General features: G+C 42.1%; 17 protein-coding genes. 12 read left to right on the forward strand and 5 right to left on the reverse strand.

Features of this window, described 5'->3' with window-relative positions:
• Positions 1-192 precede the first annotated feature (192 nt).
• The 4 genes from QZ576_RS05580 to frr all read left to right on the forward strand — a co-directional run bounded on the left by QZ576_RS05580 (position 193) and on the right by frr (position 4,276).
• Positions 193-768 carry a helix-turn-helix domain-containing protein gene (locus QZ576_RS05580; protein WP_297094914.1) on the forward strand — a complete coding sequence of 192 codons (576 nt, stop codon included), beginning with the start codon at positions 193-195 and terminating at the stop codon, positions 766-768.
• Between the two features lie 15 nt (positions 769-783).
• Entirely contained in the window at positions 784-2,436 is a 1,653-nt protein-coding gene (locus QZ576_RS05585) for an AMP-binding protein (protein WP_297094916.1), read from the forward strand.
• Between the two features lie 459 nt (positions 2,437-2,895).
• Positions 2,896-3,606, forward strand: coding sequence for a UMP kinase (gene pyrH, locus QZ576_RS05590; RefSeq protein ID WP_297094918.1), 711 nt, complete (start codon positions 2,896-2,898; stop codon positions 3,604-3,606).
• 106 nt (positions 3,607-3,712) lie between these two features.
• The gene (gene frr, locus QZ576_RS05595; RefSeq protein WP_297094920.1) at positions 3,713-4,276 is read left to right on the forward strand and encodes a ribosome recycling factor; all 564 of its coding nucleotides are present in this window, start codon (positions 3,713-3,715) and stop codon (positions 4,274-4,276) included.
• Positions 4,277-4,369: 93 nt separating this feature from the next.
• Here frr and QZ576_RS05600 read toward each other — a convergent pair whose 3' ends face one another.
• The gene (locus tag QZ576_RS05600) at positions 4,370-5,005 is read right to left on the reverse strand and encodes a DUF3267 domain-containing protein (protein WP_297094921.1); all 636 of its coding nucleotides are present in this window, start codon (positions 5,003-5,005) and stop codon (positions 4,370-4,372) included.
• Positions 4,992-6,440: an oligosaccharide flippase family protein gene (locus QZ576_RS05605; protein WP_297094923.1), complete on the reverse strand. Its 1,449-nt coding sequence runs from the start codon at positions 6,438-6,440 to the stop codon at positions 4,992-4,994. The genes QZ576_RS05600 and QZ576_RS05605 overlap by 14 nt, the downstream gene beginning before the upstream one ends.
• Positions 6,441-6,537: 97 nt before the next feature.
• Here QZ576_RS05605 and QZ576_RS05610 point away from each other — a divergent pair, with 97 nt between their 5' ends.
• The 5 genes from QZ576_RS05610 (at position 6,538) to QZ576_RS05630 (ending at position 10,917) form a co-directional block, all read left to right on the forward strand.
• Positions 6,538-7,662, forward strand: a complete 1,125-nt coding sequence (locus QZ576_RS05610) for a glycosyltransferase family 1 protein (protein ID WP_297094925.1) — start codon at positions 6,538-6,540, stop codon at positions 7,660-7,662.
• A 62-nt stretch (positions 7,663-7,724) separates the two neighbouring features.
• On the forward strand, positions 7,725-8,336 hold the full coding sequence (locus QZ576_RS05615) for a ribonuclease HII (protein WP_297094927.1): 612 nt from the start codon (positions 7,725-7,727) through the stop codon (positions 8,334-8,336).
• A gap of 337 nt (positions 8,337-8,673) precedes the next feature.
• Positions 8,674-9,213 (forward strand): sigma-70 family RNA polymerase sigma factor, encoded by a 540-nt coding sequence (locus QZ576_RS05620; protein ID WP_297094929.1) that lies wholly within the window; start codon positions 8,674-8,676, stop codon positions 9,211-9,213.
• Positions 9,194-9,874 (forward strand): hypothetical protein, encoded by a 681-nt coding sequence (locus tag QZ576_RS05625; RefSeq protein ID WP_297094931.1) that lies wholly within the window; start codon positions 9,194-9,196, stop codon positions 9,872-9,874. Before QZ576_RS05620 ends, QZ576_RS05625 begins: the two co-directional genes overlap by 20 nt.
• A 14-nt stretch (positions 9,875-9,888) precedes the next feature.
• Positions 9,889-10,917 carry a hypothetical protein gene (locus QZ576_RS05630; RefSeq protein WP_297094933.1) on the forward strand — a complete coding sequence of 343 codons (1,029 nt, stop codon included), beginning with the start codon at positions 9,889-9,891 and terminating at the stop codon, positions 10,915-10,917.
• Between the two features lie 49 nt (positions 10,918-10,966).
• Here QZ576_RS05630 and QZ576_RS05635 read toward each other — a convergent pair whose 3' ends face one another.
• From QZ576_RS05635 to QZ576_RS05645, 3 genes are all read right to left on the reverse strand, one after another.
• Positions 10,967-11,926 carry a phosphatidylserine decarboxylase gene (locus tag QZ576_RS05635; RefSeq protein ID WP_297094935.1) on the reverse strand — a complete coding sequence of 320 codons (960 nt, stop codon included), beginning with the start codon at positions 11,924-11,926 and terminating at the stop codon, positions 10,967-10,969.
• Between the two features lie 6 nt (positions 11,927-11,932).
• Positions 11,933-12,394 carry a ribonuclease HI gene (gene rnhA, locus QZ576_RS05640; RefSeq protein ID WP_297094937.1) on the reverse strand — a complete coding sequence of 154 codons (462 nt, stop codon included), beginning with the start codon at positions 12,392-12,394 and terminating at the stop codon, positions 11,933-11,935.
• A 156-nt stretch (positions 12,395-12,550) separates the two neighbouring features.
• A complete protein-coding gene (locus tag QZ576_RS05645; RefSeq protein ID WP_297094939.1) occupies positions 12,551-14,707 on the reverse strand; it encodes a S46 family peptidase in 2,157 nt (718 codons plus the stop codon).
• A gap of 244 nt (positions 14,708-14,951) precedes the next feature.
• On the opposite strand from QZ576_RS05645, the gene QZ576_RS05650 reads away from it, so the two are divergent.
• From QZ576_RS05650 to QZ576_RS05660, 3 genes are all read left to right on the forward strand, one after another.
• On the forward strand, positions 14,952-15,953 hold the full coding sequence (locus QZ576_RS05650) for a GyrI-like domain-containing protein (RefSeq protein WP_297094941.1): 1,002 nt from the start codon (positions 14,952-14,954) through the stop codon (positions 15,951-15,953).
• Between the two features lie 107 nt (positions 15,954-16,060).
• Positions 16,061-16,909, forward strand: a complete 849-nt coding sequence (locus tag QZ576_RS05655) for a M23 family metallopeptidase (RefSeq protein WP_297094943.1) — start codon at positions 16,061-16,063, stop codon at positions 16,907-16,909.
• Position 16,910: 1 nt separating this feature from the next.
• Positions 16,911-18,071 carry a 1-deoxy-D-xylulose-5-phosphate reductoisomerase gene (locus tag QZ576_RS05660; RefSeq protein WP_297094945.1) on the forward strand — a complete coding sequence of 387 codons (1,161 nt, stop codon included), beginning with the start codon at positions 16,911-16,913 and terminating at the stop codon, positions 18,069-18,071.
• The last annotated feature ends 2 nt before the right edge of the window (positions 18,072-18,073 follow it).

Genomic DNA, 18,073 nt, shown 5'->3' on the forward strand with positions numbered 1-18,073 from the left:
AAACTGTTATTTTTACGTCGTAATCAAACGTCTTATGAAACGAGTCTCGGAAGTTCGGGGCGAGTTCCATCTTAGACCATAAAGCAATAAATAAATAAGATGAAACAAGCATGTAAAATAATTACACCCTAAGGGATAATTTGATACGTGCGAGTTCCATACGATACCTTAATAAAAAACAATTTTAATCGTATGAAAAACCGGAAAAAGATTGGTAATAAAATCAAGGAGTTTCGTGAGTTCAGGCAACTCTCGCGCGGTGATTTGGCAATACAGGCTAACTTGGATGAAGCCCAGTTGCAGCTGATTGAAGACGAGGGGAATGTTCCTTCGTTAGGAGTGCTAATTAAAATATCGCGCGCCATGGGCGTTCGAATCGGTACCTTCCTCGACGACCAGGAAACCATTGGTCCGGCTCTGGTAAATGCAGGCAAAGCTGAAGAAAGCCTGAGCTTTTCTACCAAAGACGAAAGTACTCGCGAGCACCTCAACTTTTTCTCGCTGGCACAGGCAAAATCCGGAAGACATATGGAGCCGTTTTTGGTTGAAATAGAACCTGCTGAAGAGTCGGATTATAAACTGTCGTCGCACGAAGGCGAAGAGTTTATCTACGTGCTCGAAGGAAGTATTGAGATCAATTACGGAAAGGAAGTGTACCTCTTAAAAAAAGGCGATACCATCTATCTTGATTCGGTTGTTGCCCACAATATTCACGCAGCCGGCGAACAAGCCGCAAAAATTCTTGCAGTGGTTTACACACCCGTATAATTTAAAAATATTTACATGCAGCTACTTGATTATACCTTAGGAAATATACTTGAAAAATGGGCCTTCGAAACACCAGACAAAGATTTTATTGTTTATCCCGATCGTAACCTGCGGTTTTCATATAAGCAGTTTAACGAACGGGTAGACCGCCTGGCAAAAGGTCTGCTTTTTATCGGTATAAAGCCGGGTGACAAAGTAGGTGTATGGGCAAAAAATGTTCCCGACTGGACAACGCTGATGTTTGCTACAGCCAAAATCGGGGCAATTCTGGTTACGGTAAATACCAATTACAAATTATCGGAGCTGGAATACATTTTAAAAAATGCCGATATAAATTCGCTTTTTATTGTTGACGGTTATCGCGACAGCGATTATGTGAAAATGGTGTTTGAGCTGGTGCCCGAACTAAAATCACAGCCACGTGGTAAACTGAAATCTGAAAAGTTCCCGCAACTAAAAAATGTAGGATTTATTGGTCAGCAAAAACATCGTGGAATGTACAGTACCGATGAGTTGATGTTGCTGGGAAGCCACATCGATGATCTGGAACTGGAAAGCGTAAAACTTGGGCTCAATTGCCACGATGTGGTGAATATGCAATACACCTCGGGAACGACGGGTTTCCCGAAGGGTGTAATGCTTTCGCACCACAATATTCTGAATAACGGATTTGCTACCGGCGAGTGCATGAAATACACCGAAGACGATCGTTTGCTGGTTTGTGTGCCGCTGTTCCATTGTTTTGGATGCGTGCTGGCCGTCTGTTCCATTGTTACGCACGGAGCCACAATGGTATTCACAGAAGATTTTGATCCGCTGCTGGTGCTGGCATCCGTACAAAAGGAAAAATGTACGGCGCTTTACGGGGTGCCAACCATGTTTATTGCCGAGCTGAATCATCCGATGTTCGATATGTTTGATCTGTCGTCGCTGCGCACAGGAATTATGGCGGGGGCACTTTGCCCCATCGAAACCATGCGCCAGGTGATGGATAAAATGAATATGAAAGACATTATTATTGTGTACGGATTAACCGAAAGTTCGCCAGGAATGACGGCAACGCGTACGCATAATTCGGTTGAAGTTCGGTCGACCACAGTTGGTTTCGAATTTCCGAATGTTGAGGTAAAAATTGTAGATCCAGAAACCGGTGAAGAATGTAAGCAGGGAGAACAGGGTGAAATTTGTTGTCGTGGTTACAATGTAATGAAAGGTTATTACAACAATCCGGAAGAAACTGCAAAAGTAATCGATAAAGAAGGGTGGTTGCACTCGGGCGATCTGGCAGTAAAAACCGAAGATGGATTCTATAAAATTACAGGCCGCATAAAAGACATGATTGTGCGCGGTGGCGAAAATATCTACCCGCGCGAGATTGAAAATTACCTGTATCGTTTGCCGCAAATCGAAGCGGTTGAAGTGGCCGGTGTCCCAAGCCAAAAATATGGCGAGGCTGTTGGTGCCTTTATTAAACTGAAAAAGGGAGCATCGCTAACCGAGGAAGAGATTGTTGATTTCTGCCGCGGAAATATTGCCCGTTTTAAAATTCCGAAATACATCTTTTTTGTTGATGGATTCCCGATGACAGCCAGTGGTAAGATCCAAAAATACAAACTGAGTGAAATGTCGGTGGAACTGTGTAAAAATCAGGGGATAGAGATTATTTAGTCCGTGCTTCATCGTTTGATTCTATGGGTAATTAATATTCGATAGGTAGAATCGAATAGCTTTTTGATCTTTTTTAAGAAGTTACGATCTGCAAGGGAAAATCTGAAAACGCTAACATTTTTTGTTCTCCTAACAATTTCAATTAGGGTTTCGTTTATTTTATCCAAATTCACTTAAAAGCAGTAAATCGGCCGGGTTCGGCCGCCGACGAGTATTGATTTTTGTCATGTTTTCGGCATGTAAAAAACGCAATTTTCGCAGCTGTTCAGAAAAGCAGTTTTTTTATGAGTATTTAATTACCACTGCGAAGGGTAATTGATTAGACAGCACAGAGTTTTTTGAAGCCATTTGCAAAACGCAAGTGGCTTTTTTAGTTCCAGAAACCACGAAACTGCAGCCGGATTCCGGTTTTTCAAAGTGGTTATACTATATTTGTGCATCAAAAAAACGCAAATAATCATGGCAAAATACAAACGCATTCTACTAAAACTCAGCGGCGAATCGTTGATGGGTGATCAACAATACGGAATTGACCAGCAACGATTAGGTGATTACGCCGAAGAGATTGCAGAGATTGTAAAATCGGGAGTACAGGTTGGAATTGTAATTGGCGGCGGTAATATTTTTCGCGGATTAAGCGGGGCGGCCAAAGGTTTCGATCGTGTAAAAGGCGACCAAATGGGGATGCTCGCAACAGTAATAAACAGCCTGGCTTTAAACTCGGCCCTGGTTGGTCAGGGAATCAAATCGAAAGTTCTAACGGCTATCCGTATGGAGCCTGTAGGCGAATTCTACTCGAAAGACAAAGCTGTTGAGGCTTTGGAAAATGGCGAGGTGGTAATAATCTCAGCCGGAACCGGTAATCCGTACTTCACTACCGATACTGCAAGTGCGCTTCGTGGAATCGAGATTGAAGCCGATGTAATGCTAAAAGGAACCCGCGTTGACGGTATTTATACGGCCGATCCGGAAAAGGATAAAACAGCCACCAAGTTCGATAAAATCAGTTTCGACGAAATTTATAATCGGAACCTCCGAATAATGGATCTTACGGCTACCACATTGTGTAAAGAAAACAATTTGCCGATTTATGTTTTCAATATGGACCAAAAGGGTAGTTTACAGCGAGTTATGGGTGGTGAAGATCTTGGAACTTTGGTTCATAGCTAAGCTCATTTTATTTGAAATAGGAATAAATTGATTAAAAAATTTTTGGGAATTTATATTTTTTCTATATTTGCTGACAGTCCACAGTTGGATAGACAGTGTTATACCGATGCAAGAAGAAGTAGAATTTATTTTAGATCATTGTAAAGAGAAAATGGCAGCTGCCGTTGAACACCTTGAGAAGGAATTAGTTCACATCCGTGCAGGTAAAGCAAATCCGGCCATGTTGGATGGAGTTCATGTGGAATATTATGGTAGTCAAACGCCACTAAGTCAGGTTTCTAACGTAAGTACACCTGATGCACGAACAATTGCAGTTCAACCATGGGAAAAGAATTTGATCCCGGAAATTGAGAAAGCAATTCAAAATGCAAATCTGGGATTGAACCCGGATAACAACGGCGAGATTATTCGAATTAATATTCCGGTACTGACTGAAGAAAGACGAAGAGGTTTGGTAAAACAAGCCCATCAGGAAGGCGAAAACGCAAAAGTAAGCGTTCGCGGTGCACGAAAAGATTCGAACGATAGTCTTAAGAAACTTTTAAAAGAAGGTTTGTCGGAGGATATCGAGAAAGACGCGGAAGCGGAAGTGCAAAAAATGACTGATGATTTTGGTAAGAAGATCGACGCCTTGGTGGAAGCCAAGGAAGAAGATATAATGACTATTTAATTGTTTCTAGTTTTCTGTTTTCTGAACATTGTTTAATTGTTTTCATGGCTTTGAGGCAGCTTGTAGAAGCTGCCTTTTTTTTTGCCCTAATTTTTACTTCCTTCTGAAGTAATAGCTTTTTCGCTCTTCTTTAATATCAAATGTAAATACCTCTGATTGTGTGTTATGGAACACGGAAAGTAAGCCGATATCGCCGGCGCAGAACAAACTATGGATGCACATTATAAGTGTAAATGCATAAACGAGCGGATGACTAAAAAAGATAATAATCCCGGCAAGTGTGATTAGTTTGACAACTACCAGCGGAGCAAGTGCAACAAAGGTAAACTGACTGCGATTAAAAACATGGCGGTCGGCTTCGGCATAAAAGATAAACTTCTTAAAATACGCCCCATACCTCACATTTTTTGATCCGGTTAGTTTTATGGCAATTCCATGCAGCAATTCATGAATGATAACAAGCAGCGTTACACAAAAAACGATAGCTGCGATGCTGTACCAAAGTGGCTCGTGCATACCTTTAAAACTAAAAACCACTGCCCGTGTAATGATGAATAAACCCAACAAAACCATTGTTGCCTGATACACCATAAATCCCTTTACAAGCCAACCACCTTTTTCCAGTTGCGACAGCACAAACGATTTAATCTCATCATGTTCCAGTTCTGCCAGAAGTTCGTAGTCGTCTCCGTTTTTTAATTCTTCAATCGATGGATTATTCCTTTTCATACCGAATGATCTGATAGAGATCTTTTAAGTTAAAAAGCTTAAACAAGACCGCCAAAATTGCCGAGCCGGCCAGCATTGCCAGGTAGCCGTAAAACCACTGACCGATTTGTTTCGAAACCACCCCAACAACAACTATTGCTCCGGTAAAAAGCACTAGCTGGAGGATGTAAGAAATCTGAGGTTTTATCTTAAAAATGAAAAGGGCAAGGGCAAGTTGGGTAAATCCGGTGAACAGCTGCGTTGATAAACTGGCATATGCCGAGCCGTAAGCCATAAATCGCGGAATTAGCACAAGGTTCAGCACAATATTCAACACCATTCCGCAAAAAGCCATAATGTTCAGTTGTTTCATGCTGCCATTGGCAGTTAGCAAAGTGCCAAAAATATAGGTACAGGCAATGCCAATAAATCCGGTCATCAGTACTCCCAGAATACCGGAAGAATGCTCAGTGCTTGACGTGTATAAAGCTCCCATAATCTCGTTATCGTAGAAGATACTCGAGACTGCAATAATAATTGCCGGCACAATTAAAAGTGTAAAAGAAAGCTTCACCATCTGTCCGACATGCTCTTTTTGTTTGATCATTTTAGCAAATATGGGGAGCAACAATCCGGCGAAAAGCAATCCGAACATCGATACGGCATCCAGCAAACGAAAGGAGTGTGCATAAATACCGGCCTGTTCTTTACCGATGGGATTCGGAAGCAAGCGCTCCAGCATTACAGAGTCAATTCGGTTGTAAAACGACATCAGCAAAATGAGCAGTGCGTAGGGATACGACTTCCGAAGAAATACCCGGAAAAAGGAAAGGTCGAACCGCAATTTTATGCGCCCCGATTTTGCAAGCACTACAACAAAAGTTGTTACAGCAGTCAGCACATAAGCAATGGTTTGCACGTAAACGTACCATTCAATTGAAAATTGGATGTTTGTCCACGATGTGAAAATTAAAATAGCACATAAAACCAGCATGATACTTCGGTCTAAAACCGATATTAAACTATCGGTGCGGAATAGATGCAGGGCGCTAAGATTGGACCTTAAATAGAGCGTGAAAGAGATCAGAAACTGGTTAAATATCAAAAAGAACAGCAGGTGAAACTGAATATTGTTGTACCCGATAATGGCCGCAATTCCTAAGCTGAAAACGGCATAAACAACAGCCAAAACTACCTTCAATCCAATGATATTGGAAAGGTGCTTTGGCAACAAAAAGTTATGCTGTGCAATGTTGCGGTTGTTGTAGTTGGTAATCCCAACATCGAGCAAAATATTAAGCAACATCGAGAAGTTGAACAACGCGAAATACAGACCAAAAGTCTCGTCGCCAACAGTGTTTTGCACCGTCCTGTCGATACCAAAAATCCAGATAGGTTTTATCAGCAGATTCAGGAAAAGTAATAATATCAGGTTGGTTACAAATTTGCGTTTCAAAACACCGTGTTTCTTGAATAGTACCTAGAATTTGAACGCTTAAAAGTAACAAATATTTGAACAGACTTTGTACATTTACGAAAAATCGACAGCACTTATGGTTATTGCCGTAAATACTCGTTTATTAATAAAAGGGAAGCTTGAGGGAATAGGCTGGTTTACTTATGAAACGCTAAAAAGGATGACGATAAATCATCCTGAACATGAGTTTATTTTCATATTCGACAGGCCGTACAATCAGGATTATATTTTTGCCGAAAATGTTACGCCGGTAGTTGTTGGACCACCAACACGCCACCCGGTTTTGTGGTATCTTTGGTTTGAATTTCGGATACCAAGGATTCTGAAAAAATACAAAGCCGATCTTTTTCTTTCGCCCGATGGTTATCTTTCGCAACGCACAAAAGTGCCGCAGTTGGGCGTAATTCACGACATTAACTTTGTGCACCGTCCCGATGATTTGCCTTGGCTAAAAGCTAAATATTACAATCATTATTTTCCGAGATTTGCCCAGCTGGCTAAACGGATCGCCACGGTTTCGTTTTATTCAAAAGAAGATATTACCCGTTCGTTTAAAGTAGACTACGACAAAATTGACGTGGTTTACGACGGAATTAACCAGATTTTTGAGCCCATCTCGGAAGAGGATAAAATGAAGGTGCGCTCCATGTTTACCAAGGGCGCTGAATATTTTCTGTTCGTTGGAGCCTTGCATCCGCGGAAAAATGTTTGTGGTTTGCTAAAGGCTTTTGATGCCTTTAAAAGTGTGGTTGCCGATGGAACAAAACTGGTAATTGTTGGCGGCGAAATGCATAAAACGGGAGATATTTTTGAAACCTACGAAAATATGCGCCATAAAGATGATGTGGTGTTTACGGGGCGGGTAACAACAGCCGATCTGCACGACATTTTTGGGGCCGCAATGGCGCTTACTTTTGTTCCGTTTTTCGAAGGTTTTGGAATTCCGGTGGTGGAGGCCATGAGTGCCGGTGTTCCGGTAATTTGTTCCAATACTACATCGATTCCCGAAGTTGGTGGCAACGCCGTATTGTATGCCGACCCGTTAAAAATCGATCAGATTACCGATGCGATGATTAAGTTGCACAAAGACGTCGATTTGCGAACAGAACTGGTGGAAAAGGGATATCTACAGAAAAATAAATTTAGTTGGGACGAAACCGCGCGTTTGCTGTGGATGAGCGTTGAAAAGAGTCTACAGTAACAGTTTTCAGTTGCAGTTAAAAACAATTTATCAGTTTAACAATTTGTCAATTTGGCCGTTTCATGAATAAACAAAAACTACTTCCCTTTTATAATAAGAATACCATTGAAGCCGGTTGCGACGAAGCCGGACGGGGCTGTTTGGCCGGGCCCGTATTTGCCGCCGCGGTAATTCTTCCGGCCGACTTTGAGAATGAGCTGCTGAATGACTCCAAAAAATTGACTGAAAAACAACGTTACCAGTTGCGTCCGATTGTTGAAGAGCAGGCGCTGGCGTGGGCAGTAGTTGCGGTCGACAACAAGGAAATTGATGAGGTAAATATTCTGAATGCTTCGTTTTTGGCCATGAACCGGGCGGTTGAAAAGCTACAAACGGTTCCGGAACATTTGCTGATAGATGGTAACCGCTTCCGAACAAAAAGCAAAATTCCGTACACCTGTATGATTAAAGGCGACGGACGATTTTATTCCATTGCTGCAGCATCAGTACTGGCAAAAACCTACCGCGACGATTATATGGCAGAGATTCACCAGGAATTTCCCTATTACGATTGGCAAAAGAACAAAGGTTACCCAACAAAAAAACATCGTGCGGCGATAAAAGAACATGGTGCAACCAAATACCATCGGATGACCTTTCGTTTGTTGGATGAACAACTTGCGCTTGAATTTTAAATACTCAAGATAAATAGACTGTTATTGGTATTACGAAAACAATCAATGCCAATCTAAGGAGTGAGGCATCGTTACCATAACGAATGTTGCCTACCCAAGAATTTGGCCATCGTAGTCAGTACGATTGCTGTCCAACCCAGAAGTGGAGCATCGTAGTTTGTACGATTGCTGCCTAACTCAAAAGTGGAGCATCGTAGTTTGTACGATTACCGCCCAACTCAGAAGTGGAGCATCGTAGTCAGTACGTTCGTCAAAAGAGGTATTAAACGTTTTTTTTACCCTTCAGGCAACGTTTTTCATTTACCTTGCATTTTAAAGTTGAAAGCAAACAATTCAAGTGCAACTCGAAAAAGTAATTCATAAAGTAAAAAAGGGCGACCGGCGGGCTCAGAAGCTGCTGTTCGATAAATATGTCGACCGCTTGTTTGCTGTTGCCCGGCGTTATGCTGCTAATGATGAACTGGCAGAGGACGCGCTTTTTCAGGCTTTTATGAAGATCTATACCAAGTTGCCTGAGTTTGAATACATCAACGAGCCGGCGTTGGTAGGGTGGTTAACGCGCATTGTTATTAACCAAACGCTGATGGACAGGCGAAAGGAACTGAGCACCCTTTATAAAGTGGAAACGCTGGACGAAGAACGACACGAAACCAGTTGGATTGAGGAGATGGACGACGGAGCGCTGATTGACCTGGTAAATGAATTGCCGGATGGATACCGAACCGTGTTTTTAATGAATGCTGTGGATGGTTATGCGCATAAAGAGATTGCCGAGGTGTTGGGAATTTCGGAAAGCACATCGCGGTCGCAATTTTTTAAAGCACGCAAATTTTTACAAAAGAAACTCGCACAGGATTATGGACAATCTGGAACATAGAATAAAAAAGGCTATCGAGTCGAACGATAAAAAAACATCGTTCGCCGGAAAAGAGCAAATGTGGAGCCGCCTCGATTCTGAAATGAACGGAAGAAAAGGAGTGGCCGCATTCTGGAGAATTGCCGCGGTTTTTCTGGGTTTATTGCTTACGTTGGGCGTTGTTGCTTCGCTGAACAACCGGGCAAAACAACGTGCAGAAATGGAAAATGTAAAGCACGAAATTACACGATTGCAGCTACTGGTCGACTCATTGCAAACCGTTCCTGCACAAGTACGAACCGAGGTGCAGGTGGTTGAAAAAGAGAAGGTGGTTTACCGCGACAGGGTGGTGGAAAAGGATGTTCCTGATGAAACAATTAAATGGCAGAAAAACTATGAGGATGCAATTGATTCAATGCAAGCACTACAAAATGTAAATGCTGCTTTTAAAGCTGAAATACAAACGCTAAATGAGGAATTGCTTGCTCTAAAAAACCATGCAGCATCTGAAAGCACGGAGCTTCCTCAGTCTGCAAATCCTTTTGAGCTAAAAAGCGAGCGCGTAGAGTTAGGGCCGCAACAAAAACCGTCGGTTAAGTCACCGGAAATGGAAATGAAAGTGTTCCAGAAAAACTTTATCGAGAACCGAAATAACCTGAACAGTACGATATTCAAAAAATGATAAACAAGTAAACCATGAAAACAATTATTACAATTTTTCTTTTTCTTTCGCTGGCATTTTCAGCATCGGCAATGGATGGCTATTTTAAAGCCGACACGGTTCGGTATAAATTCGACAAAATGCTGATTGAGGTGGCCAGTACCAATGCCGTGAAAAAAACGCCACACAAAATGAGCATGCAGGGCAGGGTGGAACAGATACAAAAAGTGTTGGCCGAAATGACTGTTGTGCCACCGGCCGATGATGAAATGATCACCATTGCATTTCGTGACCAGGGCGAAGATATGTGGGTGTGGAATTTCAAAGAGATTGAGTTGTCGCGTAGCAAAAGGAATACCAAAAGCCTGGTGGTTTTCGACGATGGAACCACTTTTGAAAAAGACTTTGGCCGCTACTGCATTTACTTTTCCTATCGCGCCATGGAAATGAAAATCTTTGTCGACGATTTGAATGATCTTGACTTTTTTCTCTCCGATGAATTTGATAAGAAAGCACAACAAAGCGAGGATTTCCTGAAAAAGGAGTACGGCGAAAAGTACAAGAAAGGAATCATTGCCTGGCTCGATTTGCGAGATGACCAGGTGAAAGCTTACTACCAAAGCAACGCTGAAAAAAATCTTGATATGCTTATCATTTCAGGAGGAATCGGATCGGGCTGGATTAAGAATACTTTTGTTTCGGATGTCAATTTCAGACTGGGTGTTTCGTTTAGCAAAAAAGGAATGTTCAAAAATCTGTACGCCATTGATTACAGTATGATGTACGATTTCTCCGAGTCGAACGACAACAAGTTTTTTGAACTCAATCACTTCGTTTCGCTGGCTTGGGAACACAATTTTTCGGATGTTACGGGGCAGGATAAATGGTATGGCTTTTCAGTGGGTTACCTGGTAAAACGCAACAACGACTTCTTTAAAGACAACACCTTTAGAGTGTCGGTGAACAAGAAGATCAACAATACATTTATGATTAAACCTGAACTTTATTTCAACGACTTCTTTAAAAATGTTTATCCGGGAATACGTTTGTCGGTGGCATTTTAAACGGTAGTCTGTTATTGAGCGGGTGACTTGGAGTCACCTGCTCAATAAATCACAAAAAGGCAATTTGTTCGCCCATCCGGATGGTGGTTTCCATCCCTTTTTTTGTGTTTTCAATCAGGTCGGCGTCAAACGCGATCGTTCCTTTTTCGAAGAGCAAAACCAATGTTGAGCCGCCAAAAGCGAAGTAGCCCTTTTCGTCTCCTTTTTCAACTTTTGTTCCGGCCCCGTAGGTTTGAATAATACTACCAACCATAGTTGCGCCCACATCAACAATCAAAATATCGCCGAAGTTTTCAGTTGAAAGTGTACAGTGTTCGCGTTTGTTTTCGCAGAAAATCTTCAGGCTGCCGCGCAATGCAAGTGGCGAAACCGAATAATAATGTCCTTTAATTTTAACCGATTCAGAAGCTTTGCCCGAAGCCGGGAAATGATAGCGGTGATAATCAACCGGTGCTAAGCGAATAATGGCCATTGCTCCCGCTTCATATTTCTGTGCCAGACTTTCATCGTTAAGGAAGGTCTGCAAATTAAATTCAGAGCCTTTTATAAAAAACGACGGAACATCCTTCATCGATTGAAAGGCCAGAATCTTGCCGTCGGCCGGAGAAACAACACCTTCTCCCAATGGGCGAGCATCCGGGTTTAGCTTACGATAGAAAAATTCGTTGAAGGTTTTATAATGCTTAATGTCGCTGAATTCGCATTCGTTTAAATTTATGTGGTGTTCGTTTACAAAATTAGGGATGCGTTTTGCCGAAAGTTTGGAATCCATGTACCAACCGCCCATTGCCGAAACAATTTTGCGTTTAACCAACACGTTCAGAGCAGCATTGCCGGTTGCCGATGTGTACAACCATTTCAGCATTCCTTCGCCGGGAACATTTTCGGTTTTAATTTCCCCGCTTGCTCTTTCTATATATTTTATGGTTTCCATTTTGTTATCCGGCTCAACTTCTTTTTGACAAGAAATAAAAGTAAAAAGAAGCAATACCAAACTTAGACGTTTCATTTGAAATTATTCCGGTTTATAACCTTCGTCAACTAAAAGATTTGGTTTCATCGAGGCTTCAACCGCCAGCTCATCACATCGTTCGTTAAGCGGGTTGTTGGCATGGCCTTTTACCCAAACAAACTTAACTACATGCTTTTTATAAATCTCGAGAAAACGCATCCAAAGATCGGGATTTTTTTTGCCTTTAAAACGCTTCTTCACCCAATTAAACACCCATCCTTTTTCAACCGCATCGGCAACATATTTCGAGTCGGTGTAAATGGTAACATCGCAGCCTTCAATCTTCAGCGATTCCAGTGCCACAATTACCGCCAGCAACTCCATTCGGTTATTGGTGGTATGTTTAAAACCTTCCGAAAGTTCTTTGCGGTGAGGTCCCGAAAGCAGCACAATTCCGTAGCCTCCGTTACCCGGGTTTCCGCGGGCTGCACCATCGGTGTATATCGTAATTTTTGGACGAGCCATTTGTTGATTTGTATTTTGATTACAAAATAGGGAGTATTATTCTAAATAAGCAAACAATGTTTTGGGTAAGCTTATTGAAAAGCGTTACTTCTAATTAAGGTAAACAAAAAACCCCGCCAAAATTGACGAGGTTTTCAATGAATATCTTTAGTTCGCTTAGCGAATAATTGTCATTTCATCAATCAGGTTTTGTGCTCCGGCGTAAATATCAACTACCCAAAGAACAAAACGGATGTCAACGTTAATACAGCGCTGCAGGTTTTCTTCAAAATCAAGGTCGCCACTCATGGCTTCCCAGTTTCCGTCGAAAGCGATACCGATCAGTTCGCCTTTACCGTTAATAACAGGACTTCCAGAGTTACCACCGGTAATATCGTTGTCGGTGATAAAACAAGTGTGCAATTTACCGTCAGCATCGGCATACTCGCCAAAGTCTTTGTCCAACAGCAGCTCTTTCATTCGTTTTGGAACGTCGAACTCGTAATCACCCGGAATTTCTTTTTCAAGGTAACCGTCGGTGGTTGTGTAATATTTGTACGTTACACCATCGCGCGGATCATAAGGCATTACAGTTCCGTAAGTTAAACGCATGGTTGAGTTGGCATCCGGGTAGAATTTTTTGTCAGGTTGCATTTCCATCAAACCGGCAACAAACAATCTTCTACCTTTCAGTAATTTCTCGTTACCTGCCTGTAATCCCATCGATGTTGAGCGGTACATATCAAAAATGTCGACAGCTGCCTGGAAAGCCATATCTTTCTCCAGCACTTTCAGCGTTGGATTTTCGAGGAAATCAGCCAATTCTTCTTTGCTGTCGAAAATTGTTTTCTGAAACATTTTTGCGGTGTACTTTTCGTAGTCGCCTTTGTATTTGTTCAGAATTTCAGAATAGAATGCAGGATAATATTTCGATGAGTTGTTGTCGGCATAAATTTTCATCAGCGCAGCAACGATTTTTTCATCAGTAGCAGCATCGTAATCTTTGAAATAACCGTCTAAAGTTCCTTCTAATCTTGCCGCGAATGCCGCAATTCTATCTTTGTTCTCTTCAGGTTTTTTCAACAGATCTGCCAATTGATTTGCACGGTAAGCAAACATGAAAATTTCGGGTCCGCGCAACAGTGCTTCAGCAGCGTACGACATTGCTTTTTCGGCCTCAACATCCTGATACGATCCTTCGATTAAAGGAAGTGCTTCGCCGTATTTTGCTTTTCTTTCGGCATTGGCATTTACCCAATTGGTAAATTCTTTTTCCAGCTCTTGTTTCTGAGCAATGATACCCAGTTTAGTCAACGCTTCATTTTGTCCGATCGCATTTTTGTAGTAGTTGGCACTGCTGGCATGTTTCGACGCGTACTGAATTTTTGCCTTTTGGCTGGTAGCCATATAGTCAGAAATAATTTCCAGTTTTTTCTCGCGAGCCACAATACGTGCAGTGTTTGTTACTTTCATGGTGTAGTCAATTCCCCACGATGTTTTGTAACGGTTGGTGCTTCCCGGGTATCCAAATACCATGGCAAAGTCGTTCTCTTTTACGCCTTTTAACGAAATTGGCAAGTGGTGTTTTGGCTGGTAAGGAACATTGTCTTCCGAATATTCTGCAGGGCTTCCATCAGGAGCGCAATAAATGCGGAACATCGAGAAGTCGTTGGTGTGGCGAGGCCACATCCAGTTATCAGTGTCGCCACCAAATTTACCCAACGCTTGCGGAGGTGCTCCTACCAAACGTATATCTTTAAACGTTTCGGTAACGAACAGGAAGTACTGATTGGCATTAAAAAAGTCTCTGATGTAAACTTCGTAATGTGTATCACCTTTTGCTTCACGTTCCAACTGGCGGGTGGCTTCATCGATTTTTTGCGCGCGCTCACCTTCGCTCATATCATCGGTAACGTTGGCTAAAACTTTGGCGGTAACATCTTCAACCGAAAGAAGAAAAGTAACTGTTTTTCCCGGGTTAGGAAGTTCTTCGTCTTTCGACATAGCCCAGAAACCATCTTGCAGGTAATCGTGCTCAACGCTCGAGTGTTGCTGAATTTCGCCAAAACCACAGTGGTGGTTGGTTAACAACAACCCGTCTTTCGAAATTACTTCGGCAGTACACGATCCGCGGTCGAGTGCTACGATCGCATCTTTCAGGCTCGATTGATTGATGCTGTAAATATCTTCAGCACTCAATTCGCAGCCCATATCTTGCATGGTTTTAATGTTCAGTTTGTGAATAAGCGAAGGAAGCCACATTCCTTCTTTTGCAACTGCCGAACCAACCATGAAGATCGATATCAACAGTATCAGATTTAATTTTCTCATCATATTATTAATTGTTCTATTCAAAAAATTTGTGCAAATATAGTTTTTCAAAATACTTGACAACGTGATTTATATCTCTTTTGTCCTTCGGTTTAACAGAAAGGAAGACATTATAGACTTTAATTATTAGGTCAATTTACAGGAGCACTTTTAACTTTCCTGTAAATTTTGGTCCGGTTTTAACATTTGTATTTGAAATGCTATCTGAATTACACGAATTACATTATATTGAAAATAAAAAATTGATATGAGCCGATTTGTCCGAATTATTATGTGGGTTTTGTTGTGGGGAGCGCTGTTTGTTGCCATCGCTTATTTTTTGCCCAAAACGGTTGTAGTTGAGCGGAGCACTGATATTCAGGCCCCGACAAAAACCGTGTATGCACAAATTGTTGATTTGCACCAGTGGGATAATTGGTCGCCGTGGAAACGAATTGGCGAAAACGATAGTGTAGAATACATTAACCACGGAATTGGTGTGGGCGGCGGCTATATCTGGAGAAATAAAACCAAAGAAAGCAGTGCAACCATCGAGATTATTAAGGCAGAACCGTTAAGCAAAGTTTCCGTTTTGCTCGATTTTATGGAGCGCGGAGAGGCTTTAAGTAGTTTTAATCTTGCAGAAAAAGACGGGGGAACCACAGTTGACTGGACACTGACTTATGATGTTGGGAATAATCCTTTTGCCCGTTGGGTCGGCTTACTCATGAAAAAAAGTATGGGAACCGATTTCGACAATGGACTGGTAAAATTAAAGGCACTTTGCCAGGTAATTGAGAAAGAGAATGAGCAGGTAATATTGCTCGACGAGGTTAAAGAAATGACCTATGCAGGTATTCGCGAAACAGTACCTTTTATTGAAGTTAGCCGCGAAATGAGTGAAATGTACAGCGAGATAAGCCGTTTTCTGGCGCAAAAGGAAATTGAAATGGCCGGAATGCCTTTTGCCCTTTACCATCTGATGGATGAGGAAAATATTGATTTGGAATGTGGCATCCCGATCGATGCCGATGTTGAAGGAAACAGAACCGTGAAAGTGGCTACTTTCCCTACCACAACTTGTGCTTGCCTCGATTTTTATGGCGACTACAGTAATTTGCAGGAAGGACACATTGCCCTACAAAAATGGGTAGAAGCACATGGTTTTAACCTAGCCAGTGCGCCAATGGAAATTTACCTTACCGATCCGCAACAGGAACCCGATCCGGCAAAATGGTTAACCCGAATTTGCTATCCGGTTGAACAATAGATAATCTGCAAAATCCGTTCGTTATCAATCAATTGGTTAAAAATACCTAAACGGCAGGGCTATGTCTCAATTCTTGCTAAATTTGTAGCCTTAAAATTTTTTGGGGAGTGGAAGAGAAGAAGTTTTTTGATAAACTAAAAAATCAATACCGGTTAATCATTTACAACGATACCACGTTTCAGTCGGTGTGGAGCATGAAGCTTTCGCGACTGAAAGTGTTTACTGTAACCAGTTTAACGTCGGCGATTTTGGTAATACTGGTAATTTTGCTGATTGCAACTACCGGATTGCGCGAATATATTCCGGGTTACCCAAAAGCGGAGTACCGTCAAATGCTGGTGCGTAATGCTTTGGTAGTCGATTCGCTGGAACAGGAGCTGGCAAAACGCGATCAGTTCTTTAAAGGTATTCAGGCAATAATGGCCGGCGAAGTACCCGAAGATGATCAGTTGGCCGCAGCCGATATCGAAAAGGATGAGGTAGAATTTAAACAGTACAATCACGATTCTGTTTTTCAGGATAAATTGCTGGCCGAACAGTTGAGTCTGTCAATCCGAAATGATAACGCTGATGCCACGCAGCTAAGCCAGGTGCACTTTTTTGTACCGGTAAAAGGTGTAATCTCCGAGCATTTTAAAAATACACCCGAGCATTTTGGTGTCGATTTGGTGAGCGAGCCGAACGCCCGAATTTCATCGGTATTAGACGGAACGGTAATTTTTGCCGGCTGGACACTCGAAACAGGCTACGTTGCCTATATTCAGCACGAAGCAAATTTGGTTTCGGTGTATAAACACAACGCCGAATTATTGAAAAAAACCGGGCAGACAGTAAAAGCCGGCGAGGCGATTGCCATAATCGGAAACACAGGAGAATTATCAAGTGGGCCGCACCTGCACTTTGAGTTGTGGCACGATGGAATCGCACTTGATCCGGAACAGTACATTGACTTTTAAGATGAAGAAAAGAATAGCAATTCTTGGATCTACCGGATCCATAGGAACCCAGGCGCTCGAGGTTATTGAGCAAAATCCCGAATTGTTTGAAGTTGAGGTTTTAACAGCAAATAACAGCGTGGAACTGCTCATTCAGCAGGCAAAAAAGTTTCAGCCCAATGTGGTGGTTATCGCCAACAAGGAGAAATACCAACTGGTTAGCGGTGCCCTTGAGGATGAAGATATAAAAGTTTATGCCGGAGAAGAGGCATTAAACCAGGTGGTGGAAATGGATACTGTTGATTTGGTGTTGACTGCCATGGTTGGTTACTCCGGATTGATTCCGACTTATAACGCCGTAAATGCCGGAAAACCAATTGCACTGGCAAATAAAGAAACGCTGGTTGTTGCCGGCGAAATTATAACAAAAGCAGCGCGCGAAAAACAGGTCGACCTGTTGCCGGTTGATTCGGAACACTCGGCCATTTTCCAATGTTTGGTGGGCGAGTTTATGAATCCGATTGAAAAGATTTACCTTACCTGTTCCGGCGGTCCGTTCCGTGGAAAAACACTCGACGATTTGCAGCATGTTACGGTTGATAATGCTTTGGCGCACCCCAACTGGGATATGGGAGCAAAAATCACCATCGATTCGGCAACGCTTATGAACAAAGGATTCGAGGTAATTGAGGCGCACTGGCTTTTTGGTTTGCCTGCTTCAAAAATCGATGTTATCGTTCATCCCGAGTCAATCGTTCACTCCATCGTTCAGTTTGAAGATGGTTCGATGAAAGCGCAAATGGGCTTGCCCGATATGAAGTTGCCCATACAATATGCCATGGGATTTCCGAACAGAATTGCAAATAACTTCCCGCGTTTCAACTTTTTAGATTACCCTAGTTTGCATTTTGAACAGCCAAATACAGAAATTTTTCGTAACCTTGCACTCGCTTTTGCGGCAATGGAAAAGGGCGGAAATATGCCCTGTATTTTAAATGCTGCAAATGAAATAGTTGTTGAGGCATTTTTAAAACGAAAAATTAGCTTTTTACAAATGCCCGAAATAATAGAACAGGCCATGAACAAGGTTGATTTTGTTAATCAGCCAACACTCAATGATTTAATTGAGACCAACAACGAAACAAGAACGGTGGCACAGTTGTTAACAGAAAACAAAATTTAGAA

It is taken from the genome of uncultured Draconibacterium sp. (assembly GCF_913060805.1).
GTDB lineage: Bacteria > Bacteroidota > Bacteroidia > Bacteroidales > Prolixibacteraceae > Draconibacterium.

Coding starts and splice junctions, on each gene's coding strand:
- QZ576_RS05580 (WP_297094914.1), top strand. CDS start 193: ATGAAAAACCGGAAAAAGATTGGTAATAAAATCAAGGAGTTTCGTGAG.
- QZ576_RS05585 (WP_297094916.1), top strand. CDS start 784: ATGCAGCTACTTGATTATACCTTAGGAAATATACTTGAAAAATGGGCC.
- pyrH (WP_297094918.1), top strand. CDS start 2,896: ATGGCAAAATACAAACGCATTCTACTAAAACTCAGCGGCGAATCGTTG.
- frr (WP_297094920.1), top strand. CDS start 3,713: ATGCAAGAAGAAGTAGAATTTATTTTAGATCATTGTAAAGAGAAAATG.
- QZ576_RS05600 (WP_297094921.1), bottom strand. CDS start 5,005: ATGAAAAGGAATAATCCATCGATTGAAGAATTAAAAAACGGAGACGAC.
- QZ576_RS05610 (WP_297094925.1), top strand. CDS start 6,538: ATGGTTATTGCCGTAAATACTCGTTTATTAATAAAAGGGAAGCTTGAG.
- QZ576_RS05615 (WP_297094927.1), top strand. CDS start 7,725: ATGAATAAACAAAAACTACTTCCCTTTTATAATAAGAATACCATTGAA.
- QZ576_RS05625 (WP_297094931.1), top strand. CDS start 9,194: ATGGACAATCTGGAACATAGAATAAAAAAGGCTATCGAGTCGAACGAT.
- QZ576_RS05630 (WP_297094933.1), top strand. CDS start 9,889: ATGAAAACAATTATTACAATTTTTCTTTTTCTTTCGCTGGCATTTTCA.
- QZ576_RS05635 (WP_297094935.1), bottom strand. CDS start 11,926: ATGAAACGTCTAAGTTTGGTATTGCTTCTTTTTACTTTTATTTCTTGT.
- rnhA (WP_297094937.1), bottom strand. CDS start 12,394: ATGGCTCGTCCAAAAATTACGATATACACCGATGGTGCAGCCCGCGGA.
- QZ576_RS05645 (WP_297094939.1), bottom strand. CDS start 14,707: ATGATGAGAAAATTAAATCTGATACTGTTGATATCGATCTTCATGGTT.
- QZ576_RS05650 (WP_297094941.1), top strand. CDS start 14,952: ATGAGCCGATTTGTCCGAATTATTATGTGGGTTTTGTTGTGGGGAGCG.
- QZ576_RS05660 (WP_297094945.1), top strand. CDS start 16,911: ATGAAGAAAAGAATAGCAATTCTTGGATCTACCGGATCCATAGGAACC.